General features: G+C 68.5%; 22 protein-coding genes. 14 read left to right on the forward strand and 8 right to left on the reverse strand.

Annotation, left to right across the window (positions count from 1 at the left end):
• The 4 genes from ER13_RS18660 to ER13_RS09010 form a co-directional block, all read left to right on the forward strand.
• Positions 1-430 (forward strand): hypothetical protein (locus ER13_RS18660; protein WP_035308572.1); only part of this gene is annotated, 430 nt, incomplete at its 5' end.
• Between the two features lie 38 nt (positions 431-468).
• Entirely contained in the window at positions 469-1,722 is a 1,254-nt protein-coding gene (locus ER13_RS09000; RefSeq protein WP_008264205.1) for a DUF418 domain-containing protein, read from the forward strand.
• Between the two features lie 41 nt (positions 1,723-1,763).
• Positions 1,764-3,647, forward strand: a complete 1,884-nt coding sequence (gene cobT, locus ER13_RS09005) for a cobaltochelatase subunit CobT (RefSeq protein WP_035308573.1) — start codon at positions 1,764-1,766, stop codon at positions 3,645-3,647.
• Entirely contained in the window at positions 3,644-4,627 is a 984-nt protein-coding gene (locus ER13_RS09010) for an esterase-like activity of phytase family protein (RefSeq protein ID WP_035308576.1), read from the forward strand. Before cobT ends, ER13_RS09010 begins: the two co-directional genes overlap by 4 nt.
• A 6-nt stretch (positions 4,628-4,633) precedes the next feature.
• Here ER13_RS09010 and ER13_RS09015 read toward each other — a convergent pair whose 3' ends face one another.
• Genes ER13_RS09015 through otsB form a run of 3 tightly spaced genes read right to left on the reverse strand, consistent with a single transcriptional unit; the run spans position 4,634 to position 8,618 of the window.
• Positions 4,634-6,046: a trehalose-6-phosphate synthase gene (locus tag ER13_RS09015; RefSeq protein WP_008264209.1), complete on the reverse strand. Its 1,413-nt coding sequence runs from the start codon at positions 6,044-6,046 to the stop codon at positions 4,634-4,636.
• A gap of 54 nt (positions 6,047-6,100) precedes the next feature.
• Positions 6,101-7,885: a glycoside hydrolase family 15 protein gene (locus ER13_RS09020; protein WP_035308579.1), complete on the reverse strand. Its 1,785-nt coding sequence runs from the start codon at positions 7,883-7,885 to the stop codon at positions 6,101-6,103.
• A 4-nt stretch (positions 7,886-7,889) separates the two neighbouring features.
• On the reverse strand, positions 7,890-8,618 hold the full coding sequence (gene otsB / locus ER13_RS09025; RefSeq protein ID WP_035308587.1) for a trehalose-phosphatase: 729 nt from the start codon (positions 8,616-8,618) through the stop codon (positions 7,890-7,892).
• Between the two features lie 198 nt (positions 8,619-8,816).
• On the opposite strand from otsB, the gene ER13_RS09030 reads away from it, so the two are divergent.
• From ER13_RS09030 to truA, 9 genes are read left to right on the forward strand one after another with little or no spacing between them, the layout of a single operon-like run.
• A complete protein-coding gene (locus ER13_RS09030) occupies positions 8,817-9,809 on the forward strand; it encodes an SIS domain-containing protein (RefSeq protein WP_008263429.1) in 993 nt (330 codons plus the stop codon).
• Positions 9,810-9,819: 10 nt separating this feature from the next.
• Complete coding sequence (locus ER13_RS09035; RefSeq protein WP_035308588.1) at positions 9,820-11,103, forward strand: glycosyltransferase family 1 protein; 1,284 nt, start codon at positions 9,820-9,822, stop codon at positions 11,101-11,103.
• A 30-nt stretch (positions 11,104-11,133) separates the two neighbouring features.
• Positions 11,134-12,306, forward strand: a complete 1,173-nt coding sequence (locus ER13_RS09040; protein WP_035308590.1) for a polysaccharide biosynthesis/export family protein — start codon at positions 11,134-11,136, stop codon at positions 12,304-12,306.
• 1 nt (position 12,307) lies between these two features.
• Positions 12,308-12,928 (forward strand): hypothetical protein, encoded by a 621-nt coding sequence (locus ER13_RS09045; RefSeq protein WP_035308592.1) that lies wholly within the window; start codon positions 12,308-12,310, stop codon positions 12,926-12,928.
• A gap of 33 nt (positions 12,929-12,961) precedes the next feature.
• Complete coding sequence (locus ER13_RS09050; protein WP_008260913.1) at positions 12,962-13,363, forward strand: acyl-CoA thioesterase; 402 nt, start codon at positions 12,962-12,964, stop codon at positions 13,361-13,363.
• 44 nt (positions 13,364-13,407) lie between these two features.
• On the forward strand, positions 13,408-13,986 hold the full coding sequence (gene def / locus ER13_RS09055; protein ID WP_008262368.1) for a peptide deformylase: 579 nt from the start codon (positions 13,408-13,410) through the stop codon (positions 13,984-13,986).
• Positions 13,986-14,228 (forward strand): hypothetical protein, encoded by a 243-nt coding sequence (locus ER13_RS09060; RefSeq protein WP_008262062.1) that lies wholly within the window; start codon positions 13,986-13,988, stop codon positions 14,226-14,228. Before def ends, ER13_RS09060 begins: the two co-directional genes overlap by 1 nt.
• Positions 14,229-14,255: 27 nt before the next feature.
• Positions 14,256-15,179, forward strand: coding sequence for a methionyl-tRNA formyltransferase (gene fmt, locus ER13_RS09065; protein WP_035308595.1), 924 nt, complete (start codon positions 14,256-14,258; stop codon positions 15,177-15,179).
• Positions 15,179-15,922, forward strand: coding sequence for a tRNA pseudouridine(38-40) synthase TruA (gene truA / locus ER13_RS09070; RefSeq protein ID WP_008259305.1), 744 nt, complete (start codon positions 15,179-15,181; stop codon positions 15,920-15,922). The genes fmt and truA overlap by 1 nt, the downstream gene beginning before the upstream one ends.
• Before the next feature lie 18 nt (positions 15,923-15,940).
• Here truA and ER13_RS09075 read toward each other — a convergent pair whose 3' ends face one another.
• The 4 genes from ER13_RS09075 to ER13_RS09090 form a co-directional block, all read right to left on the reverse strand.
• Positions 15,941-16,984 carry an aspartate-semialdehyde dehydrogenase gene (locus tag ER13_RS09075; protein WP_008262198.1) on the reverse strand — a complete coding sequence of 348 codons (1,044 nt, stop codon included), beginning with the start codon at positions 16,982-16,984 and terminating at the stop codon, positions 15,941-15,943.
• A 340-nt stretch (positions 16,985-17,324) separates the two neighbouring features.
• Positions 17,325-18,542, reverse strand: a complete 1,218-nt coding sequence (gene fabB, locus ER13_RS09080) for a beta-ketoacyl-ACP synthase I (protein ID WP_008262961.1) — start codon at positions 18,540-18,542, stop codon at positions 17,325-17,327.
• A gap of 77 nt (positions 18,543-18,619) precedes the next feature.
• Positions 18,620-19,156: a 3-hydroxyacyl-[acyl-carrier-protein] dehydratase FabA gene (gene fabA, locus ER13_RS09085; protein WP_008263519.1), complete on the reverse strand. Its 537-nt coding sequence runs from the start codon at positions 19,154-19,156 to the stop codon at positions 18,620-18,622.
• 77 nt (positions 19,157-19,233) lie between these two features.
• The gene (locus ER13_RS09090) at positions 19,234-19,806 is read right to left on the reverse strand and encodes an SH3 domain-containing protein (protein WP_008262295.1); all 573 of its coding nucleotides are present in this window, start codon (positions 19,804-19,806) and stop codon (positions 19,234-19,236) included.
• A gap of 66 nt (positions 19,807-19,872) precedes the next feature.
• Between ER13_RS09090 and ER13_RS09095 the strand changes: the two genes are divergently transcribed.
• Entirely contained in the window at positions 19,873-20,859 is a 987-nt protein-coding gene (locus ER13_RS09095) for a D-glycerate dehydrogenase (RefSeq protein ID WP_008262236.1), read from the forward strand.
• Here ER13_RS09095 and ER13_RS09100 read toward each other — a convergent pair.
• The gene (locus tag ER13_RS09100; RefSeq protein WP_035308597.1) at positions 20,856-22,061 is read right to left on the reverse strand and encodes a DUF6880 family protein; all 1,206 of its coding nucleotides are present in this window, start codon (positions 22,059-22,061) and stop codon (positions 20,856-20,858) included. The genes ER13_RS09095 and ER13_RS09100 overlap by 4 nt on opposite strands.
• Positions 22,062-22,336 lie beyond the last annotated feature (275 nt).

Below are 22,336 nucleotides of genomic sequence, written 5' to 3' on the forward strand. Positions count from 1 at the left end.
GCTGTGGCCGCCCCACGCCGTCGCGCTCGGCCGTGATCTGGACTGGCGTCTCATGGTGCTGCTGATCGGACTGGTGGTGGTCCCCCTGGGTCTGTGGCGCATCATCGTCGAGCGTCGTGACAGCGGCCGGCCGGGATCACGCCTGGGCGTGGTGTGGCGGTTCATGCTGTACGGCGGACTGGCCGCGGCGGGCTTGCAGGTGGCGGTGGCCCTGGGGATGGTGATCTCGGGCTGGTTCGAGGCCGGCGACGTGATGCAGGCTCTGGGCGCGACCGAGACGACCCTGCTGATCTACGGCGTCGGGGGCCTGCCCATCGCCATGATCGTGGGCGTCAGCTACGCCCTGTGGGCCGGACTGTGCGCCGCCTTCATCGCCTTCGAGGCCAAGCCGGCGGTCAAGGACCGGCTGGGCTTGATGCCGAGGGGCTGAGGCCCGCGGCCCTTTCGGCCGCGGGATTGGGGAATCCGATGTCGATGGAAGATCAGGGGAATGACCGCGCCGTGGTCGGCGACGCCGTCCTGGCGCCGGTCGAGGCGGGCGCGCGGATCATCAGCCTCGACGTCATGCGCGGCCTGGCGGTGCTGGGCATATTGGCCGTCAATGTCGCCTCGTTCGGCCTGCCCTTCATGGTCTATGGCGACGCGGACCTCAGCCCCTTTCCCGTGACCGGCGCCAACGCCGTGGCGCGCTGGGCGGTGGATGTCTTCTTCCACCAGAAATTCATCACCCTGTTCTCGATGCTGTTCGGCGCCTCGATCTTCCTGGTCGGGGGCGAGCGGGGCGATGCGGCGCGCGGGCGTCTGCTGCGGCGGCGGCTGTTCTGGCTGGCGGTCATCGCCCTGATCCACGGCCTGGCCTTCTGGTACGGCGACGTCCTGCTGCTGTACGCCTGGTCCGGCCTGTTCGTGATGCTGATGCGGTCATTCTCCGCCCGGCTGCTGATCGGGATCGGCCTGGCCGTGACCCTGGCGCTGGGCGCGATGCAGGCGGGCGCCGCCTGGCTGATGGTCGCCGGCCCGCCGGTGGTCGTCGACGCCATGAACGAGGGCGGCCCGCAGTATTCGCTCGACGCCGTCAACGCCGCCATCGCCGCCTATCGCAGCGGCTGGGCCGGGGCCATGGGTCAGAACCTGACGGCCTGGCTTTTCCTTCAGGGCGCCAGTCTGAGCATGTTCGTCTTTTCGACCGTGGCCCTGATGATGACGGGCATGGGCCTGTTCAAGGCGGGTTTCCTCAGCGGCCGGGCGCCGACGAGGCTCTATCTGGCGGTCATCGCGGTCGGCGGCGCGGTTCTGGCCCTGCTGGGCGTTCTGGAATGGGCCGAGGTCATGGCGCCCCGGGGGAGCCACCCGACGCGCGGCCTGTCGGAGGTCGTCGCCTCCTTCCCGATCTTCATCACCCTGGCCTATGTCAGCCTGATCGTCCTGATCACCCGGCACGGGGCGTCGTGGCTGGCGCCCCTGCGGCCGGTGGGCCAGATGGCCTTCACCAACTATCTGACCCAGACCCTGATCATGACCAGCCTGTTCTACATGCCCTGGGGTCCGCGCCTGTTCGGCCAGGTGGACTATGTCGGCATGTGGGGCCTGGTGGCGGCCGTCTGGGCGGTTCAACTGGTCTGGTCGTCGCTATGGCTGGCGGCCTTCCGCATGGGGCCGCTTGAGTGGGTCTGGCGCTGTCTGACCTACGGCCGCTGGACGCCGATCCGAAAAGCGGGCTGATCGCGCTTTTATCGCAGGCGCGAAGGGATTAACTGGGGGCCATGGCCGCCCCGGATACTCCCGCCGAAACCTTCAAGCGCGCGCTGGGCCATGCCGCCCGCGCCCTGGCCGAACAGCCCGAGCTGGAGGTGGTGTTCGGTTCGGACGGACCGAAGCTGGCCGGCGGGGTCCTGACCCTGCCGCATCCGCCGCGCGATCCGTCGGGACCCGAGAGCGCGTCCCTGCGGGGCCAGGCCGACCGGCTGGCGCTGCGCCTCGCCAATCACGACACGGCGATCAACGCCCGGATGCGGCCCCTCGACACCAAGGCGGCCGAGGTGTTCGACGCGGTCGAACAGGCGCGGGTCGAGGCGGTGGGCTCCGAATATCTGGCCGGGGTGCGCGACAACATGGGCGCCGCCCTGGTCACCCGGCTGGAAAAGACCGGCGCCCTGCGCATCGCCGACGCCGACCGCGTGCCGGTGGCCGAGGCGGTGGCCCTGCTGGTGCGCGAACGCCTGACCGGCCGCCCGTCGCCCGACGGCGCCAAGTCCATGCTGGACCTGGTCCGCGCCGGCATCGAGGCCAAGGCCGGTGACAAGCTGGACGCCCTGGCGGCGACCGCCGGCGACCAGGCGGGCTTCGCCGAGAAGATGCGCGAGGTGCTGCGCGCCCTCGACCTGGATCCCGGCGACGGCCGGGGCGAAGACTCCTCCGAGGATCCCGGCCAGGACGAGCCCGATCCCCAGGACCCCGAAGCCAGCGACGAGCCGGACGAGGACGAGGACGAACAGGGCGGCGAAGGCTCCCAGTCGATGGAGGGGGACGCCGACGATCAGTCGTCGGAGGACGAACGCGACAGCCGACCCGAGGGCGCGCCCGGCGACCCGCAAGGCGACGCATCCGAGGACGGGCCGGAACTGAACGAGGGCCAGCAGCCCAATCGCCAGCAGACCGCCGACGACGGTCGGGCCGTGGATTTCTATCGCGTCTTCACCACCGCCTATGACGAGGTGGTGGACGCCGCCGACCTGTGCGACCCGATGGAGCTGGAGCGGCTGCGCAACCTGCTGGACCAGCAGCTGACCATCCTGTCCAGCGTCGTCTCGCGCCTGGCCAACAAGCTGCAGCGCCGCCTGCTGGCGCAGCAGAACCGCTCCTGGACCTTCGATCTGGAAGAGGGGATGCTGGATACGGCCCGCCTGACGCGGATCGTCCCCGACCCCACCGCCCCCCTGTCGTTCAAGGCCGAGAGCGAAAGCCCGTTCCGCGACACGGTCGTGACCCTGCTGCTGGACAATTCCGGTTCGATGCGCGGGCGGCCGATCATGGTGGCGGCGGTGTGCGCCGACATCCTGGCGCGGACCCTGGAGCGGTGCGGGGTCAAGGTCGAGATCCTGGGCTTCACCACCCGGGCATGGAAGGGCGGACAGAGCCGCGAAGCCTGGATCAGCGCCGGCAAGCCCGCCAATCCGGGGCGCCTGAACGACCTGCGCCACATCATCTACAAAGCCGCCGACGCCCCCTGGCGCCGGGCCAAGAAGAACCTGGGCCTGATGATGCGCGAAGGCCTGCTGAAGGAGAATATCGACGGCGAGGCCCTGCAATGGGCCCACAACCGCCTGCTGGCCCGGACCGAGCAGCGGCGCATCCTGATGGTCATTTCCGACGGGTCTCCGGTCGACGACTCGACCCAGTCGGCCAACGCCGCCCTCTATCTGGACAAACACCTGCGCCAGGTGATCGCCGAGATCGAGGACCGGTCGCCGGTCGAGCTGCTGGCCATCGGCATCGGCCATGACGTGACCCGCTGGTACCGCAAGGCCCTGACCATCGTCGATGTCGAACAGCTGGCCGGGGCCATGACCGAGAAACTGGCCGAACTGTTCGAGGCCGAGGGGGCAGCCGGCCCCACGCGCCGGACGCGGAAGAAACTGGCCGCATGACCCGTTTACGCCGTCTGGCCGCCGTCTGGGCCGCCCTGTCGCTGACGGCCTGCGCCACCGCGCTCAGCGCGCCCCAGCCGGACCTGGCGGGGATGGACGGCTGGACCTACGCCCCGGCCCAGCTGAAGCCTGTCGGCCTCGGCCTGCCCGGCGCGGTCCTGGCGCCGGGTGTTCATTTCGCGGGCGGGGTGGAGATCGTGGCCGGCCTGGGTTCGCCGCTGCACGGTCTGTCGGACCTGAAACTGACCGGCGACGGCGGCTTCGTGGCCGTGTCGGACGCCGGAGACCTGGTGCGCGGCGAGCTGCGGCTGGACGCCCGCGGGCGGCTGATCGGCGTCGATCGTCTGGCCACGCGTCGGCTGACGCTGGAAGACGGCGGACCGATCATAGACAAGGTCGACGGCGACGCCGAGGGTCTGGCCCTGACCCGCTCGGGCGACCTGTTGATCAGTTTCGAACGCCGTCATCGCATCTGGAACTATGGCCCCCTGTCGGCCCTGAAGACGCCGACGCCCGCAGCCTCGCCTGACGCCGCCTTCCCCGACAATGAAGGTCTGGAAGGTCTGGCCGCCGCCCTTCCGGGAGACCGTCAGGACGGTTGGCGCGCGGCGGGCGAGACGGGCGGCGTCTGGGATTGCACGTCCGCCGGATGCCGCCTCGTCGCCTCGCAACCGACCGAAGCGCCCCAGGGCGCCGATTATCGCAACACCGGCCTGGATCGCGACCCGTCCGGCGACGGCTGGTTCATGGTCCAGCGCCGCTACAGCCCGCCGTTCGACATGCGGGGCCGTCTGCGTCGTCTGTCGTCGGACGGAACGCCGGGGCCGGTGCTGATCGAGCTGAAACTGCCCGGCACGACGGATAATTTCGAGGGGGTGGCGGCCGAGCGGCGCGGCCGGGCGACGCGGCTTTATCTGCTGTCAGACGACAACGCCAACCCCGCCCAGCGCACCCTGCTGCTGGCTTTCGACCTGCGCTGAGGCGCCTCAGGCCGCCCCCGCCCACTGGGTTGATTCAGGCTCGCTCGCCACGGATCGCAGCGCCTTGACGAAGTCGTCGCGCCAGATGCCGACATCGGTGTCGCGCACCACCTGCATCAGAGCCTCCCATTTCCGGATTCTTTCGGACAGGGGCATGGTCAGGGCCTTCTGGATGGCGTCCGACAGTTCCTCGCGGCTGTAGGGATTGACCAGCAGGGCCTCGCCCATCTGTTCCGCCGCCCCGGCGAACCGCGACAGGATCAGAACGCCGGGATCGTCGGGGTTCTGGGCCGCGACATATTCCTTGGCCACCAGGTTCATGCCGTCGCGCAACGGCGTCACCAGCCCGACCTTGGCCGCCCGATAGATGCCCGCCAGCTGATCGCGGCGATAGGTGCGGTTCAGATAGCGGATCGGCTGCCAGTCCATGTCGCCGAAAGCGCCGTTGACCCGTCCCGCCAGGGAATCCAGACGCGCCCGCAGATCCTGATAGGAGTCCACGTCGTCGCGCGAGATGGGCGTCACCTGCAGCAGGAAGACCTCGCCCCGCATCGAGGCGTTGTCGTGCAGGAACTGCTCATAGCCCAGCAGCCGTTCCTCCAGCCCCTTGGAATAGTCCAGCCGGTCCACGCCGACGATCATGGACCGGAAGGCCGCCGACGCCGCCATCCGGTCATAGGTCCGCGCGCCAAGGGTCGAGTTCCGCGCCGCCAGGAAGCCGTCCACGTCGATGCCGATGGGGAAGACGCCGGTCTGGACCCGCCGTCCGAAACATTCCAGCCCGCCGTGGCCGAACAGTTCGCCCTGGGCTTCGCTGACCACATAGTCGGTGAACAGGTCGCTCCATTCCTGGGTGTGGAAGCCGATCAGGTCGAAATCGAACATCGACTCCACCAGTCGCCGGTGGTGGGGCAAGGTGACCAGCAGCTGACGCGCCGGCCAGGGCGTGTGCAGGAAGAAGCCGATCCGGTTGCGGATGCCCAGGCGGCGCAGGTCCCGCGCCATCGGGATCATGTGATAGTCGTGAATCCAGATGACGTCGTCCGGCTGGATCACCGGCGCCAGAACCTCGGCGAACCGTCGATTCACCCGCTCATAGCCCTCGCCGTAGGACCTTTCGTACTGAGCCAGATCGATGCGGTGATGGAACAGCGGCCACAGGGTCTTGTTGGCGTAGCCGTTGTAGTATTCGTCGACGTCCTGCGGCTCCAGATCGACCAGGCCGACCGTGACCCCGGCCCGGTCCTCCACCTTCATCTCGCCGGTGAAGGTCTCGATCGTCTCGCCTGACCAACCGAACCACAGCCCCTCGTATTTTCTCAAGGCGGCGGACAAGGCCATGGCCAGCCCGCCGGCCGAGCCGGCGGCAGGATCGGTGGGGGCCGAAACCCGGTTGGATACGACGATAAGACGGCTCATGATTTCACTTCGGCAACGACCCCAGCCCCGGGGTCAGACACGGCGTTCGGCGGTTTAACGCACGTCGGTCCAAGAACGGCTCAACATCACGGCGCAATTGATGATGCCGACCAGAGAATAGGTCTGGGGATAGTTGCCCCACAGTTCGCCGTCCTCGACCGAAATATCTTCGCTCAGCAAGCCCGCCTCGGTGCGGCGGCTCAGCATTTCCTGGAAAATTTCCCGGGCTTCTTCGACCCGGCCGTTCTGGTGCAGGGCCTCAATGAACCAGAAGGTGCAGAAGTTGAACGCCGTCTCCGGTTCGCCGAAATCGTCCGGTTCGACATAGCGGAACAGGAAGGCGCCCTTCTTCAGATCGCGTTCGATGGCGTCGAAGGTGGCGACCTGACGCGGGTCGTGGGCGTCGAGGAAGCCCAGATCCGTCAGCTGCAACAAGGAGGCGTCCAGTTCGCGACCTCCGAAACTGGCGGCGAACCGCCCCTCGTCCGGCAGGAAGGTCTCGCTCTCGACCCGCTCGCGGATGATCGTGGCCCGTTCACGCCAGACTTCGCCCCGCGTGCTGAGGCCCAGATGGTCCGCCGCCTTGGCCAGACGGTCGCACGCCGCCCAGCACATGACCGACGAATAGGTGTGGACGCGGGCGATGGTGCGGAACTCCCACAGGCCGGCGTCGGTCTGGTCATGCATGGCGAAGGCCCGCTCGCCGACCTTCTCCAGGGCGTGGAAATCCTCGACCGTGCCGGGACGCAGCAGACGCTGGTCATAGAAGGCCTGAACCAGAGGCAGGACGATCTGTCCGTACACGTCGTGTTGCAGATGCTCGTGCGCCTGATTGCCGATCCGCACCGGCTTCATGCCGCGGTAGCCCTCGACCGTATCGACGATGCTCTCGCCGATGCCGGGCTCCAGACCCACCCCATAGACCGGCTGCACATGGCCGCCCGCGGCGTCATCGACCAGATTGCGCAGATAGCCGAGATAGTTTTCCAGGATGTCGACCGCGCCCAGCCGGTTCAGCGCCCGCACCGTATAATAGGCGTCGCGGATCCAGCAGTAGCGATAGTCCCAGTTGCGGCCGCTCTCCTTGAACTCGGGCACCGAGGTGGTCATGGCGGCGACGATGGCCCCCGTCTCCTCATAGGCGCACAATTTCAGGGTGATGGCCGCGCGGATGACCGCCTCCTGATAATCCAGCGGCAGATACAGTTTGCGCACCCAGTCCTGCCAATAGGCCACGGTGCGATCCAGCGCCGCCTGAACCCCGGGACCGACGTCCTGATCATAGCCCTCGTCCGGCCCCATGAAGAAGGCGTGCGGCCTTTCCAGGCGGAACACCCGTTCTTCCACCACATGCGACACCGGACAGTCGGTGGTCAGGCGGAAGGTCACGTCGGGACACATGAAGCGGATATGGTTCGAACCGGACGTGCAGGGCGCCGGCCGGGCGCCCCAGTCGGCGGACGGCCGCAGCCGGATGCGAATGCGCGGCGTGCCTTTCAGCGGCCGCACGATCCGTCCGAAGGCCAGGGGCCGATAGGTGCGTGAGTGTTTCGGATGGCGCGGGGCGAAGTCGATGATCTCGACCGCAGCGCCGTCTTCCGCCGTCAACACCGTGCGCAGCACCGGCGTGTTGCGGATATAGGCTTGGCTGACCTGCTCCAGCCCCTCCAGTTCGACGGACCAGTAGCCATGCGCCGGATCCTCGCCGTTCATCAGGGACGAGAAGACCGGATCGCCGTCCACGCGCGGCGCACAGGCCCAGACGAACCGGCCCTGACGATCGATCAGGGCGCTGATGGCGCAGTTGCCGATGGGGAAGAGATCAAGATTGGGTTTCATCGGTTCAGGCCTTCGCCACGGCTTCGAGCCAGGTCAGGACGGCGTCTACGTCGTCCAGTCGATAGCGGGCGGCCGTCTCGCGTTGCGGGCCCACCAGCACGCCATATCCGCCCAGAGCCGCCGCAGCCTCGAACCCGTGTTCGTCGGTCAGGTCGTCGCCCAGCATGACAGGGATAGCGTCCTTGAACGGGGCGTCCTGCATGAAATCGGTCACGGCCGTGCCCTTGTCGGCGCCGGGCGTCTTGAGTTCCAGCACCATATGGCCGGGTTGCAGGCTCAGGCCCGTTTCGGCCTGCAAGCGTTTGGCCAGGGCCTTGGCCGCGTCCGTCTGATCTGGCGCCTGACGATAGTGCAGCCCGGCCGAGACACCCTTGTCCTCGACGATGACGCCCGGCCGATCTGCGGCGAAGGCCTTGAAGCCGGCCAGGGCCACGGCGACGCCAGCGTCAGGCGCGCCGCGGCGGATGGACTTGTCTTTCAGACGACGCTCCAGCCCGTGCACGCCGGAAGCCGAGGTCAGGGCGTGATCGGAAATCCGGTCGATCTCGGCTATTGTCCGGCCACTGATGATAGCGACACGGCCCGCCAGTCGCGCTTCGACCGCCTTCAGCGCGGCCGTTCGACGCGCGACCGGTCCAACGCCGTCCGGCGTCGGCGCCATGGGCGCCAGAACGCCGTCCATATCCAGGAACAGGGCGATCCCGTCCGCGACGACAGGCGGCGGTGGCAGCAATAGAGCTTCTGCTCCGGCGTGAGACGGCATGTGGCGTGCACTCATTTTGACTTCCCCAGCACCTCGTAACGCGCCACTCCGGCAAAGGTTGACCCGAAAGCGACAAAGTCGTCTGAAAGGACACGTTGCGCGCGGCCTTGGGATGGGGCAGATCGCGCGCCTCGCACCAAGGAGAGCCCACAAGGGGCCTGACAGACCATGACCGAGATCGCCCACTCGTCTCCCGATGACATCGCCGCCATGACCGATCGCGCCCGCGACGTGATGCGGCTGAACATCGAGGCGCTGGAGGCCTTGGAGCGGTCGATCGACGTTTCGATGGCTCGCGCCGTCGATGTCATCATGAGCCGGCCGGGCTATGTGATCGTCACCGGCATGGGCAAGTCGGGCCATATCGGCGGAAAGATCGCCGCCACCCTGGCCTCGACCGGCACCAGCGCCTTCTTCGTCCATCCCGCCGAAATGAGCCATGGCGACCTGGGCATGTTGCGCCCGGACGTTACCGTCCTGGCCATTTCAAACTCGGGCGAGAGCCGCGAACTGCGTGATCCGCTGATATTTTGCCATCGCAACGGCATACCGGTCATCGCCATCACCCAGCGGCCCGCCAGTTTCCTGGGCCGCAACGCCGCCGTCTGCCTGACCATGCCCAAGGTGGCCGAGGCCTGCCCCAACGGCCTGGCGCCGACGACTTCGACCCTGATGACCCTGGCCCTCGGCGACGCCCTGGCCATGGTGCTGATGGACCGCCGCGCCTTCAGCGCCATGGACTTCGGCCTGCACCACCCCGGCGGCGCCCTGGGCATGAGCCTGCAAAGCGTGCGCGAATGGATGGGAGACAATGCAGCGGCCCCGGCCAGCGTGCCCCTGAACGCCAACTTCAGTGAAGTCGTTTCAGCCATAACCGAGGGACGAAAGGGCGCCGTCGCCGTGCTTGACCTGGACGGGACGCTGGCGGGGATCGTCACCGACGGCGACCTCCGCCGCGCCTTCCAGCGCGACACCACCAATCTGACGGCGGCCGACATCATGGGTCCCAATCCCATCACCGTCGATCCGGACGCGCGGATGAGCGACGTCGTCGATCTGCTGACCGCGAACAAGATCGCCAACCTGTTTGTCGTCGAGGAAGGCCGGCCGACCGCCATCGTCCACATCGCCGAACTGATGCAGGCCGGCTACGTCGCCTGACGCCTCGAACATGCGAATCCTCTACGACGCCAGCCGGCTGATGAGCCGGGCCGACCGTTCAGCCCCCACGGGAGTCGATCGGGTCTGTCTGGCCTATGCCGAATGGCTGCTGTCCCGCCCCGACGTCGTCACCGTACCGGTGCGGGGCCGCAAGAACCGACTGGTGGCGGTCGATACCGAGTGGTTCCGCCGGTTCGTCGGCGAACTACGGGCGCGGTGGAATGGGGCTGCCGATGCGTCGGGCGATCCGGCGCACGAGGCGCGGCTGCTGGCCGCGCTGACCGCATCGGTTCGCCCGAACCTGTCGGTGATCACCCCGCCGCCCGCGCCGTCGCTCAAGAAGCCGGCGGACAGAAGCCGGGTGCTCAAACAGTTTTTCCGCTCGCGCCATGTCGTCGCGCCGCCGGCCGCCGATCTCTATCTCAACGTGGGCCACACCACGCTGCACGAGCCGACGGCCTTGATTGAGCTGGAGGCGGCGGGTGTGGAACGGGTTGTTCTGCTCCACGACCTGATTCCGATCACCCATCCGGAATTCTGCCGTGCCGGCGACGGCGCCAAACATCACGCCCGGGTCGCCAACACCCTGCGATACGCCAGCCGCGTCATCGTCAACTCGGCCTCCACAGGCGACGAGCTGCGCGCCTTCGCCTCTCGCGAAGGCCTGCCTCAACCGCCCGTCCATGTCGCGCACCTTGGGTTGGAGCCCGTCTTCATCGACGGCGACATCGTAGAGACGACCCGACCGTATTTCGTTCATGTCGGCACGATCGAGGCCCGCAAGAATCTGGCGCTTCTACTGACCGTCTGGCGGCGGCTGGAAGAACGGCTGGGCGAGAGGACGCCGTCCCTTGTGCTGGTCGGGCGCTACGGTTGGGAGAATGAGGCGGTGCTGGATCATCTGGAACGGTCGCCGAACCTGCAAGGCGTCGTGCACCAGGCGTCCAACCTCTCCGACGTCCTGCTGGCGCGGTTGATGCGGGGGGCGCGGGCGGTTCTGGCGCCGTCTTCGGTCGAAGGCTTCGACCTCCCGGCGGTCGAGGCCCGCGCCATGGGGCTGTCCCTGCTCGCTTCGGACATTCCGGCCCACCGCGAACTCACGCCCGATGCGGCGCTGATCGATCCGCTGGATGGGCTCGGCTGGCTGGCGGCGGTCGAACGCGCCGCCCAGGAAAGACCCGCGCCGCCGACTCCTCAGTCCGCCCCGTCCTGGGCGGGACATTTCGACATCGTCGCCGAGGCCATCGGCCTATCGCCGGCTTCGCCTCTGGCGGGCGTCTCCAAAGACTTGTAATCAGTCCGCGAACAAGGGCCGTCCTGCTTCATGACTCGCACCATCCTCCCCCTCGCCATCGTCGCCATTCTGGGCGGGTGCTCCACCCTGCCGCGTGACGGACCTTCAGGCGCCTCGATCAACGCCGGCGCCACGACGCCCCAGGCTCTGGGCAGCTACGCTCTGGTGCCCCTCACCTATGAAGCCACCGAACGGATGAAGGCGGTGCCGCCCCAGTTCTTCGGCACCCTGGTCGCCGCCTCCAGCGAGCAGCCGGCCGATGTGATCGGCATTGGCGACACCCTGGCCATCTCGATCTACGATCCCTCGGGCTCCCTGTTCGGCGGCGCGCTCGGCAGCGGCTCCAGCGCCAATCGCACTCTGTCGACCCTGTCCGGCGGGTCCCAGGCCCTGCCGGGCGTGACCGTCGACCGCAGCGGCTCGGTCGCCGTGCCCTTCGCCGGCCAGGTCCGCGTCCAGGGTCTGACGGCGCCCCAGGCGGCGGCGGCCGTTCGGCGCGCCCTGGTCGGCAAGGTCGCCAATCCCCAGGTTCTGGTCGGCATCGCCGACAACGCCTCCAATACGGTCAATGTCTTCGGCGACGTGCGCCGGCCCGGTCGCGCGCCGCTGGGCGTCAACAGCGACCGGATTCTGGACGTGATCGCCGCCGCCGGCGGCTCCGCGCGTGAAACCGACGACCTGACCATCAGCGTCCAACGCGGCGGCCAGACCTATACGGCCCCCATGACCGCCGTGACGACGGAGTTCGGCGAGAACGTCCGCCTGCAACGCGGCGACGTGATCAATGTCCAGTACAAGCCGCGCCGCTTCTCGACCTTCGGCGCCCTGAATGCGGTGACGCAGGTCGACATGCCCGCCGGGGTCATGACCCTGACCGGCGCCATGTCGAAGGTCGGCGGACTGAACACCAATACAGCCAACGCCCGTCGCGTGATGGTCTTCCGCTTCGAGCGTCCGGAAGTGGCGCAAGCCCTGGGGATCAACCAGCCCGCTACCCCGCGGGGCGTGCCCGTGGTCTATGAGCTGAACTTCAACGAGGCGGCCAACGTCTTCGCCGCCACCAATATGCAGATCATGCCGGAAGACGTGATCTATGTGCCCCTGGCCGGCGCCGCCGAGGCGCGGAAATTCTTCGAGTTCGTTCAGACTGTCACTCGCGTGGTCTATGACGTGTCGGTGACCAGCGCCGTCAACATCGACTGAGGTGCTGGGGCGCTGGCGGATCCTGCTGTCCCAACTGAGCGGCCCCGCCGCGTCCGGTCGCCTTCGAAGGACAGACGACGACAGCGCGGCGGCGGCTCCCTTCGACCGTCCGTCCGATCTCGAGCCGTCTGCGCCAGACCCTCTGGAGATCGCGCTCGTCGAGATCGAGACCGGCGCGCTGGAAGTCTATGCCCGCGCCGGACTCCCGACTAAGCCGGGCCATTACCGCAAGGCGCCGGGCACGGAGGCCTGGACCTTCATCGCCGCCACGCTGTCGCCAGAGGCGCGCTTCGCCCTGACGCTGGACCACCCCTCAGAGATGGGTTGGCGCTTCGCCCGCCTGCAGGACCTGGGCGCGAGGTCCGGCCGGGCGGACCTTCGCGCGGCGTCCCGTCTGCTGAACGAGATCGCTGATCTGCGGGCCGCCCGTCGCGGAGTTCTCAAAGAAGATCATCTGTTGATCGCGCTGGAATTGGGCGGCGCCTGGCGCGCGCTCAGGGACTCAAAGGCCGTAACCGCGTCGCGCCTGACCCTGACGCCTCCCCGATCCGAACCGCCCAAGGCCGCTAAGACGCCCCGGAAACCCCGTGCGAAGCGCGACAAGTCGTCCGAGGCGCGCTAGGAACGCCGCCTTCCCGAACGCCAGAGTCTGCCCATGTCCGACGCGCCCGAATATCCGCCCGAGACCCGTCCGGTCGGACGCATCATCGCCATGCCGGCGGACACCAACCCCGAAGGCGACATCTTCGGCGGCTGGCTGCTGGCCCAGATGGACGTCGCGGGCGCCACCCCGGCCTTCGAACTGGCCCAGGGCCGCTGCGCCACAGTGGCCCTGGACGGCATGGTGTTCCACCAGCCGGTCGCCGTCGGCGACGAGGTCAGCATCTACGCCGACGTCATCAGCACCGGCCGCACCTCGATCCGCATCCATGTCGAGGCCTGGAAACGCGCGCGCGGTCAGCCCCTGGCGACCTCGGTCCGCGTGACCCAGGGCGTCTTCACCTATGTGGCCATCGACGAGAACCGCAAGCCGCGCCCGCTGCCGGGCAAGGAATAGGCGCAAATCTTGACCTGACGCCGGGGCGCGCCTACGTCCCGGCCATGGCCATCCGACGTATCCTCACCATCGACATCCCCGCCGACCTGGCGATTCTGAAACAGGTCTCCAAGCCCGTCGCCGCCGTGGACGACGCCGTGCGTGCGCTGATGGATGACATGCTGGAGACCATGTACGCAGCGCCGGGCATCGGTCTGGCCGCCGTTCAGGTCGGGGCGCTGGACCGGGTCATCGTCATGGACCTGGGCGATCGCGACGGCACGATCTGCGAAACCGAGGAAGAAGACACGCCGGAAGCGGCCGAGGCGCGCAAGAACCCGCGCTTCTTCGCCAATCCGGAAATCCTGTGGACCTCGGACGAGCTCTACACCTACGAAGAGGGCTGCCTGTCGATCCCCGAGTATTTCGACAAGGTGGAACGCCCCGCCCGCGTCCGCATTCGCTATCTGAACCGTGACGGTCAGTCGGTGGAGGAAGAGGCCGAAGGCCTCTACGCCGTCTGCATCCAGCACGAGATGGACCACCTTAACGGCGTGCTCTTCATCGACCATCTGTCGCGGCTCAAGCGGGATCGCGCCGTGACCAAGGTCAAGAAGGCCGCCCGCGACAGGATCGCCGCCTGATGACCAAACGCACCTCACGCCTGCCCCGCCGCGGCCAGTCCCTGGTCATCGACACCCAAGGCCGCCGTCGCCTGACCCGCAGCCAGAAGATCGGCGTCGCCGGGGTCGCGACCCTGGCCGGCGTCGCCCTGCTGGGCGTGGTGGCGGGCCTGCTGCTGGACCGGCTGCTGGACTTCGACGACGCCCTGGACGCCGGCGGCGAGTGGGATGAGGGCGGCGGCGTCTTCACCCGCTGGCAGTAGGCGACCTAAAGTTCTAAAGGCGTGCCCATGCGCCTTGCCTTCATGGGAACTCCCGATTTCGCCGTGCCGTCTCTGGCCGAGCTTCTCGCCTCGGGCCACGAGATCGTCGCCGTCTATTCGCAGCCGCCGCGCCCCAGGGGCCGGGGCCAGAAGCTGACGCCGTCGCCGGTTCACGCCTTCGCCGAGACCATGGGTCTGCCGGTCTTCACGCCCGACAGCATGAAGGCCCCCGAGGCCGTCGCCGACTTCCAGAGCCTGGACCTCGACGCCGCCTGCGTCGTCGCCTACGGCCAGATCCTGAACGCCGAGGTGCTGGCCGCGCCCCGGCTGGGCTGTCTGAACCTGCACGGCTCGCTGCTGCCCCGCTGGCGCGGCGCGGCGCCGATCCAGAGGGCGATCATGGCCGGCGACGCCGAGACCGGGGTCCAGATCATGCAGATGAGCCTGGGCCTGGACGAAGGACCGATCCTGCTGGGCGAGGTGATGGACATCCGGCCCGACGACACGGCCGCCAGCCTGTCCGAACGCATGGCCCATGTCGGCGCCGGCCTGTGGCCCCGCGCCCTGGCCGCCATAGATCGCGGCGGCGTCACCCCCACCGAACAGGTCGGCGAGCCGACCTATGCCCGCAAGATCACCCCCGCCGAGGCCCGCATCGACTGGACCCGTCCGGCGGCCGAGGTGGACGCCCATATCCGCGGCCTGTCGCCCTTCCCCGGCGCCTGGTTCGAAGCCCCGTCAGAAGCGGGGCCGGTTCGGATCAAGGCCCTGCTGTCGGCCCTGGCCGACGGATCCGGCGCGCCCGGCGCGGTGCTGGACGACGCCCTGACTGTCGCCTGCGGAACCGGCGCCGTGCGCCTGATCCGGGTTCAGCGCGAGGGCAAGGCGGCGCAATCGGCCGAGGAGATGCTGCGCGGCTTCGCCCTGCCGGCCGAGACCGTGCTCGGCTGATGCCGCGCTACAAGCTGACCCTCGAATACGACGGCACGGCCTATAACGGCTTTCAGGCCCAGGCGGACCAGCCGACGGTTCAGGGCGCGGTCGAGGCCGCCATACTGGCCTTTTCAGGCGAGCGTATCCGCATCGCCGCTGCGGGCCGCACCGACACCGGCGTCCATGCGACGGCCCAGGTGATCCATGCCGATCTGGAGCGCGACTGGCCGGTGGACACCGTCCTGAACGCCGTCAACGCCCATCTGATCAAACAGGACGTCTGCGTCCTGTCGGCCGAATACGCGCCCGATCCCGACTGGCACGCCCGCTTCTCCGCCACCGGCCGGGGCTATCTGTACCGGATCCTGAACCGCCGCCCCCAGCCGGTGCTGGAGCGCGACCGGGTCTGGCACGTCAAGAAGAGCCTGGACGCCGAGGCCATGCACCAGGCGGCCCAGGTCCTGGTCGGCCTGCACGACTTCACCACCTTCCGCGACGTGGGCTGCCAGTCCAAGTCGCCGGTCAAGACCCTGGACGTGGCCCGCGTCAGCCGGTTCGGCGAGGAGGTGCATCTGGTCTTCCAGGCGCGCAGCTTCCTGCACCGCCAGGTCCGGTCGATGGCCGGCACCCTGGTCGAGGTGGGTCTGGGCCGCTGGACCGCCCATGACGTCAAGGCGGCGCTGGAGGCGAAGGACCGCGCCCGGTGCGGCCCCGTCGCCCCCTCGGCGGGGCTCTATCTCAGCGGCGTGCGCTACGACTGAACCCCGCCTGGGGCCGGGTCAACCGCGCTGCTGAACCAGAACCTCGGCGATCTGCACCGCGTTCAGGGCCGCGCCCTTCCTCAGATTGTCGTTCGAGACGAACAGGGCCAGGCCGTGCTCGACCGTCGGATCGGAGCGCACCCGGCCGACGAAGACCGGGTCCTGGCCCGCCGCCTCCAGCGGGTTCGGCACGGCGGTGACGACCACGCCCGGCGCCTGGGCCAGCAGCTCCAGCGCTTGGGCCGCCGACAGCGCCCGATCGAACTCGACATTGATCGACAGGGAGTGGCCGGTGAAGACCGGCACCCGCACACAGGTGCCCGAGACCGGCAGGCCGGGGATCTCCAGGATCTTGCGGCTCTCGTCGCGCAGCTTCAGCTCCTCGTCGGTATAGCCGTCCTCGCCGAGCGTATAGTTCAGGGCCACGACGTTCGCGGCGATCGGCACGACCCACTTCTCGGGCGCGCCGAAGTCCACTGCCCCGCCGTCGCGGGCCAGGGCCGCGCCCTGCCCCACGGCCGCGCGCGCCTGGTCCTCCAGTACGCGAATTCCCTCGACCCCGCCGCCCGAGACGGCCTGATAGGTCGAGACCGTCAGACGCTTCAGCCCCGCCGCATCGTGCAGGGGCTTCAGCACCGGCATGGCGGCCATGGTGGTGCAGTTGGGGTTGGCGATGATCCCCTTGGGCAGGTGCGCCAGGGCGTGGGGGTTCACCTCGGCGACGACCAGCGGCACCTCGGGGTCGCTGCGCCAGGCGGAGGAGTTGTCGATCACCACCGCCCCGGCGGCGGCCACCTTGGGCGCCAGGGCCTTGGAGGTATCGCCGCCGGCCGAGAAGAAGACGATGTCCAACCCGGCGTAGTCGGCGCTCGCCGCGTCCTCGACCACGATCTCGGTCTCGCCGAAGTGGATGGTCTTGCCTGCCGACCGGGCCGAGGCGAACAGGCGCAGCGATGCCAGCGGGAAGTTCCGCTCGGCCAGAAGGCCGCGCATCATCTCGCCGACGAGGCCGGTGGCGCCGACGATGCCGACGTGAGGAGGATTGGACGGGGAAAAGGACATTCAGGCGTCTCCTGGAAGGATGGAGGCGCGGGGTTCAGCCGGATCGACCGCCCCGCGCATCGGCGGGGCTTGGGGTCGGGGGTCGGCGCTTCAGACCTCGCGCACACCCGAAACCGCCCCGCCGAAGCCGGTGGTTTTCGAGGTAATCGCATTGGTCAGGGCGCGGGTCACGGCGACGCTCTCTAAGGGCGAGACTTGTCACTGTAAACTGGCTAACGCGAAAAAAAAATGGCGTGAAGGCGGGCGTCAGTGGCTCGTGCACGCAATAAAGCATCGGCCCCTGCCGTTCTCACGTCATCCTCGAGTCAAGCCCGAGGATGACGTGGCTGGGCGTCGCGGCTCAGACCTTGGACAGGATCAGCGTGCCGTTGGTGCCGCCGAAGCCGAAGCTGTTGGACATGACGTGGGTCAGTTCGCCCTCGTGGCGTTGACGCAGGATGGGCATGCCCTCGAAGGCCGGATCCAGGGTCTCGATATGGGCGCTCTCGGCCGCAAAACCGTTCTGCATCATCAGCAGGCAGTAGATGGCCTCTTGAGCGCCCGCCGCGCCGAGCGAGTGGCCCGTCAGCGACTTGGTCGAGGAGATCATCGGCATCTGGTCGCCGAAGATGGCGCGGACGGCCTCCATTTCCTTGGAGTCGCCGACCGGGGTCGAGGTGCCGTGCGGGTTCAGATAGTCGATCTTCGGATTGCCGGCCTGTTCCAGCGCGATCTTCATGCAGCGCTGGGCGCCCTCGCCTGAGGGGGCGACCATGTCGTAGCCGTCGGAATTGGCGCCATAGCCGGTGACTTCGGCATAGATGGTCGCGCCGCGCGCCTTGGCCCGCTCGTATTCTTCCAGCACCACGACGCCGGCGCCGCCGGCGATGACGAAGCCGTCGCGGTTGACGTCATAGGCCCGCGAGGCGACGGACGGGGTCTCGTTGAAGTCGGATGACATGGCGCCCATGGCGTCGAACATGTTCGACATGGACCAGTCGATGTCCTCGCAGCCGCCGGCGAAGACCACGTCCTGCTTGCCCCACTGGATCTGTTCGACCCCGGCGCCGATGCAGTGGGCGGAGGTCGCGCAGGCAGAGCTGATCGAATAGTTGACGCCGCGCATCTGGAACCAGGTGGACAGGACGGCCGAGGGGCCGGACGCCATGGCTTTCGGCACGGCGAACGGGCCGATCCGCTTGGGCGAGGTCTTCTCGATGGTGGTCGCCGCCGCCTGGAGGATCACCTGGGTCGAGGGGCCGCCCTCGCCGACGATCAGGCCGATGCGGTCGTCGCGAATCTCTTCGGCCGTCATGCCCGACGACTTCAGCGCCTCTTCAAAGGCGATGTGGGCCCAGGCCGTGCCGTTGGCCAGGAAGCGGGCGGCGCGGCGGTCGATCAGTTCTTCCCACGGGCCGATCTTGGGCGGGGCCCAGACTTGGCTGCGGAAGCCGTATTTGGCGTGATCGGGCGCATGGACTACGCCCGAACGGGCTTCGCGCAGGGACTGGGTCACCTCTTCGGCGCCGTGGCCGATGGAAGAGACGATGCCCAGGCCGGTGACGACGACACGACGCATGGTGTTTCCTTCTTAAGCTTCTCGACCCGAGCTTCTCGAGCGGGGGCCTTCCGCGCTGTCCGCGGTTATATAGGCGTTTAGGCGCCCGCTTGCTCATCCTTGGCGGCGCCAAAGAGTCCCACCCGCATGTCATTGCAGGTGTAGATCACCTCGCCGTCGGCCTCCAGCACGCCATCGGCGATGCCCATGACCAGTTTGCGATTGATGACCCGCTTCAGGTTGATCTTGTAGACCACCTTCTTGATGTCCGGGGTGACCTGGCCCGTGAACTTGACCTCGCCGACGCCCAGGGCGCGGCCGCGGCCCGGGCCGCCGATCCAGCCCAGATAGAAGCCGACCAGTTGCCACATGGCGTCCAGGCCCAGGCAGCCCGGCATGACCGGGTCGCCGATGAAGTGGCACTGGAAGAACCAGAGCTCGGGATTGATGTCGAGTTCGGCCTCGACATAGCCCTTGCCGTGCGCGCCGCCGTCAGCCGAGATCTGGGTGATCCGGTCGAACATCAGCATCGGCGGGGCGGGCAGTTGCGCATTGCCGGGACCGAACAGTTCGCCGCGCCCGGAGGCGAGCAGGGCCTCGTGATCGAAGGACGAGGGATATTGGGACTGGGTCAAGGCGGTTCCGTTACGTCTGCTGTTGCTGGCGGGTTACACGACCGCGCGACTTCGCTCAACACCAAGGGTTACGGCGGTCAGTCCCGACCGGTCCCGGCGGGGCGGTTGGCGTTGCACAGCGCCCTCTGCTGGGTTCCGAACACCGCCCGTTCCTGGACCCAGCCGCGCAGGCGGCGCGCCCGAACCTGGCACCAGCCGTCCTCGCACTCGTCCAGCGACACCAGCGAACGGGGCGACAGGCGCGCCCGCACGGCCGAGGCCTGGGACTTGCCGGCGTGGATCATCACTTCTTCGGGCGAGGTGTTGAAGACGGACCGGCGGCCCGACGACACCGTGCGGTGGATCCAGGCCACGGCCCCGTCCGGGTCGCAGATCTTGCGCCATTCCGTCGTCTCGGCGACCACCTGCACCGGCAGGCCGGCGGCGCGGTATTCCCACAGGATCGGATAGTCCAGCCCCGGTCCCTGACGCGCGCGCACGTGCGACGACTTCAGCGAGATCCAGCGCGGCACCTCCAGCCCCGTCGGCGTGGGCCGGCCGTCGGGCATGGTCGCGCCCGCGCCGGCCATGAGGCCCACGCCCAGAATGGCCAGGGCGAGGGCGCTGCGGCGTCGCAGGCTTTGGAAGATGGCGGAGGCTTTGCTAGACACTGGATGGAACGACCCGTCGCGCGGGCTTTCGATCCTGAAATCGCCGCCCGCTAACCAAGGCCCGCAATGTCCGTCCGCAAGCTTAAGGTCGTATTAACCAGACGCCTGCCCGACGCGGTCGAGACGCGGATGCGCGAGCTTTTCGACGCCGAGCTGAACCTGAAGGACCAGCCGATGGACCGGGCGGCGCTTCAGGCGGCGGTTCAGCGCGCCGAGGTTCTGGTCCCCACCATCACCGACGTCATCGACGCCGACCTGATCAACGGCGCCGGCGACCAGCTGAAGATGATCGCCAACTTCGGCGCCGGGGTGGACCATATCGACATCGACGCGGCCGTGGCGCGCGGGATCATCGTCACCAACACCCCCGGCGTCCTGACCGAGGACACCGCCGACCTGGCCATGAGCCTGATCCTGGCCGTCAGCCGCCGCATCGTCGAAGGCGCCCAGGTGGTGGCCGAGGGGCGGTTCGAGGGCTGGACCCCGACCTGGATGTGCGGCCGCAAACTGTGGGGCAAGCGGCTGGGGATCGTCGGCATGGGCCGGATCGGCCAGGCCCTGGCTCGTCGCGCCAGGGCCTTCGGCCTGCAGGTCCATTACCACAACAGGAAGCCCGTCTCCGCCCTGATCGAGGAGGAACTGGGCGCCACCTACTGGGACGATCTGGACCAGATGCTGGCGCGGATGGACATCGTCTCGCTGAACTGCCCGGCGACGAAAGACACGCATCATCTGCTGTCCGCCGAACGCCTGGCCCGGCTTCAGCCCCACGCCATATTGATCAACACCGCGCGGGGCGATCTGATCGACGAGGCGGCCCTGTCCCAGGCCGTGGCGACCCGGTCCCTGTCCGGCGTCGGCCTGGACGTGTTCGAGAACGAGCCGGCCATCCACCCCGGCCTGCTGGGCCAGCCCAATGTCGTGCTGCTGCCCCATCTGGGCTCGGCGACGCTGGAGGCGCGCCAGGACATGGGCGACCGGGTCATCGCCAATGTCATGACCTACCAGAACGGCCACCGCCCGCCGGACCGGGTGATTCCAGCCATGCTTTAGGGCGCGGCCAGCAGTCGTTCGGCCGCATCCGGATATTTCTGCGCCAGCCGCGCCGCCCAGTCGGCCTTCATCGCCAAGGGCGACCGGACCTCGCGGACGCGGCGTTCGACCAGGGCGGCGGCCTCGCGGTGGGCGGGCCAGTCCATCAGGAAGCCCAGGGCGGTCTCGAAGTCCGCATAGGTCGCGGCATGGGCCAGGGCGCGGTCCAGGGCCTCGACATCGTCGAAGTCGGGCAGACGGGCGAGATAGTCACGCAATGCCGGCGCCGACAGGTCGCGTTCGAACAGGACCCAGCGCAGGTCCTGGGCCTCGGCCTTGCGCCCCTCTGCCTCCAGCAGGTCGATGGAGGCCGCCTCCCAGGCCGGGGTCAGGGGCGGCGGACCCGCCGCGGGCGACCGGCCGAAGGTGAAGCGCCGGTTCGCGGCCGACGGCTTCAACGCCGCCTCCAGGGCCTGCCGCGCCTCGACCACCCGGCCCGCCGTCAGCAACCGCCGCGCCGCCGCCGCCGCGAAATCCGGCGAGCCCTGTTCATCGGGCGTGACCAACCACAGCCACAGATCCAGATCCTCAGCCCGGTCCGCCAGTCGCCGGATCGCCGTGCGCGCGCCGCGGACGCCCGAACTGGTGTCCAGCCCCGCCAGCACGGCCCGCGCCAGTTCCGGCGTCAGGGCCTCGCCCGCCGCGCCGATCCAGCGGGCGTAGTCGAGCGGATGGCGTTCGATGGCGGCGGCCAGACGTTCCATAGCGGCCTGATCCATCAGCGCCGTCTGAGCGACGGTCCAGAGATCGGGAGCCGCCGCCTCGAACGCCGCCGTCATCTCGCCGCGCGGATCCTTGACCCGCAAGGTCAGCCCACGAAACAGGTCGAACCAGGCAATCAACCGATCCAGCCCGGCGACGGGCGCCGTCGGGGCCAGATCCTCCACCACCGCGCGGCGCAGCATGTCGAGGTCGCGCAGCAGGTCCGGCCGTTTGCGCCAGGACACCCGCGCCCGTGCAGACGCCAGGGCCGTCAGCCGCTTGTCCAGCTCGACCGTCAGGGGCTCGACCCCCGCCTCGGCCGCCAGCACCAGCCGCAGACGCCGCTTCAACAAGGCGTCGCCGTCCGCCGCCTGCATCAAAAGCTCGCCCAGCCGCTCCGCCCCCAGGGACGCCAGGCTGGCGGCGTTCAGACGTTTGGGCGAGGCGGGGCGTCGGGCCATCAGGTCTCCTTTTCACAAGTCTGTCGGACCGGACTCACACGGCTGTCGAAAACCACGGGCAGGGGAGGAACCGCCGCGAGCGAGCTTCGTTTCCGGCGACCTGTCTGAGGAAGCGTGCGTTGGACTCCTACTATTGTATCGTCAACCTGCCGGGCGTTCCGGTGCGTGACATCTGTGTTCTGGGCGCGACCGACGACTCGGCGGCGAATCAGGCTCTGGCCGAGCTCGCCCGGACCTGGGTCGGGTTCGAGACCCTCTATCTGTACTGCGGCGAG

It is taken from the genome of Brevundimonas sp. EAKA (assembly GCF_000698025.1).
GTDB classification, from domain to species: Bacteria; Pseudomonadota; Alphaproteobacteria; order Caulobacterales; family Caulobacteraceae; genus Brevundimonas; species Brevundimonas mediterranea_A.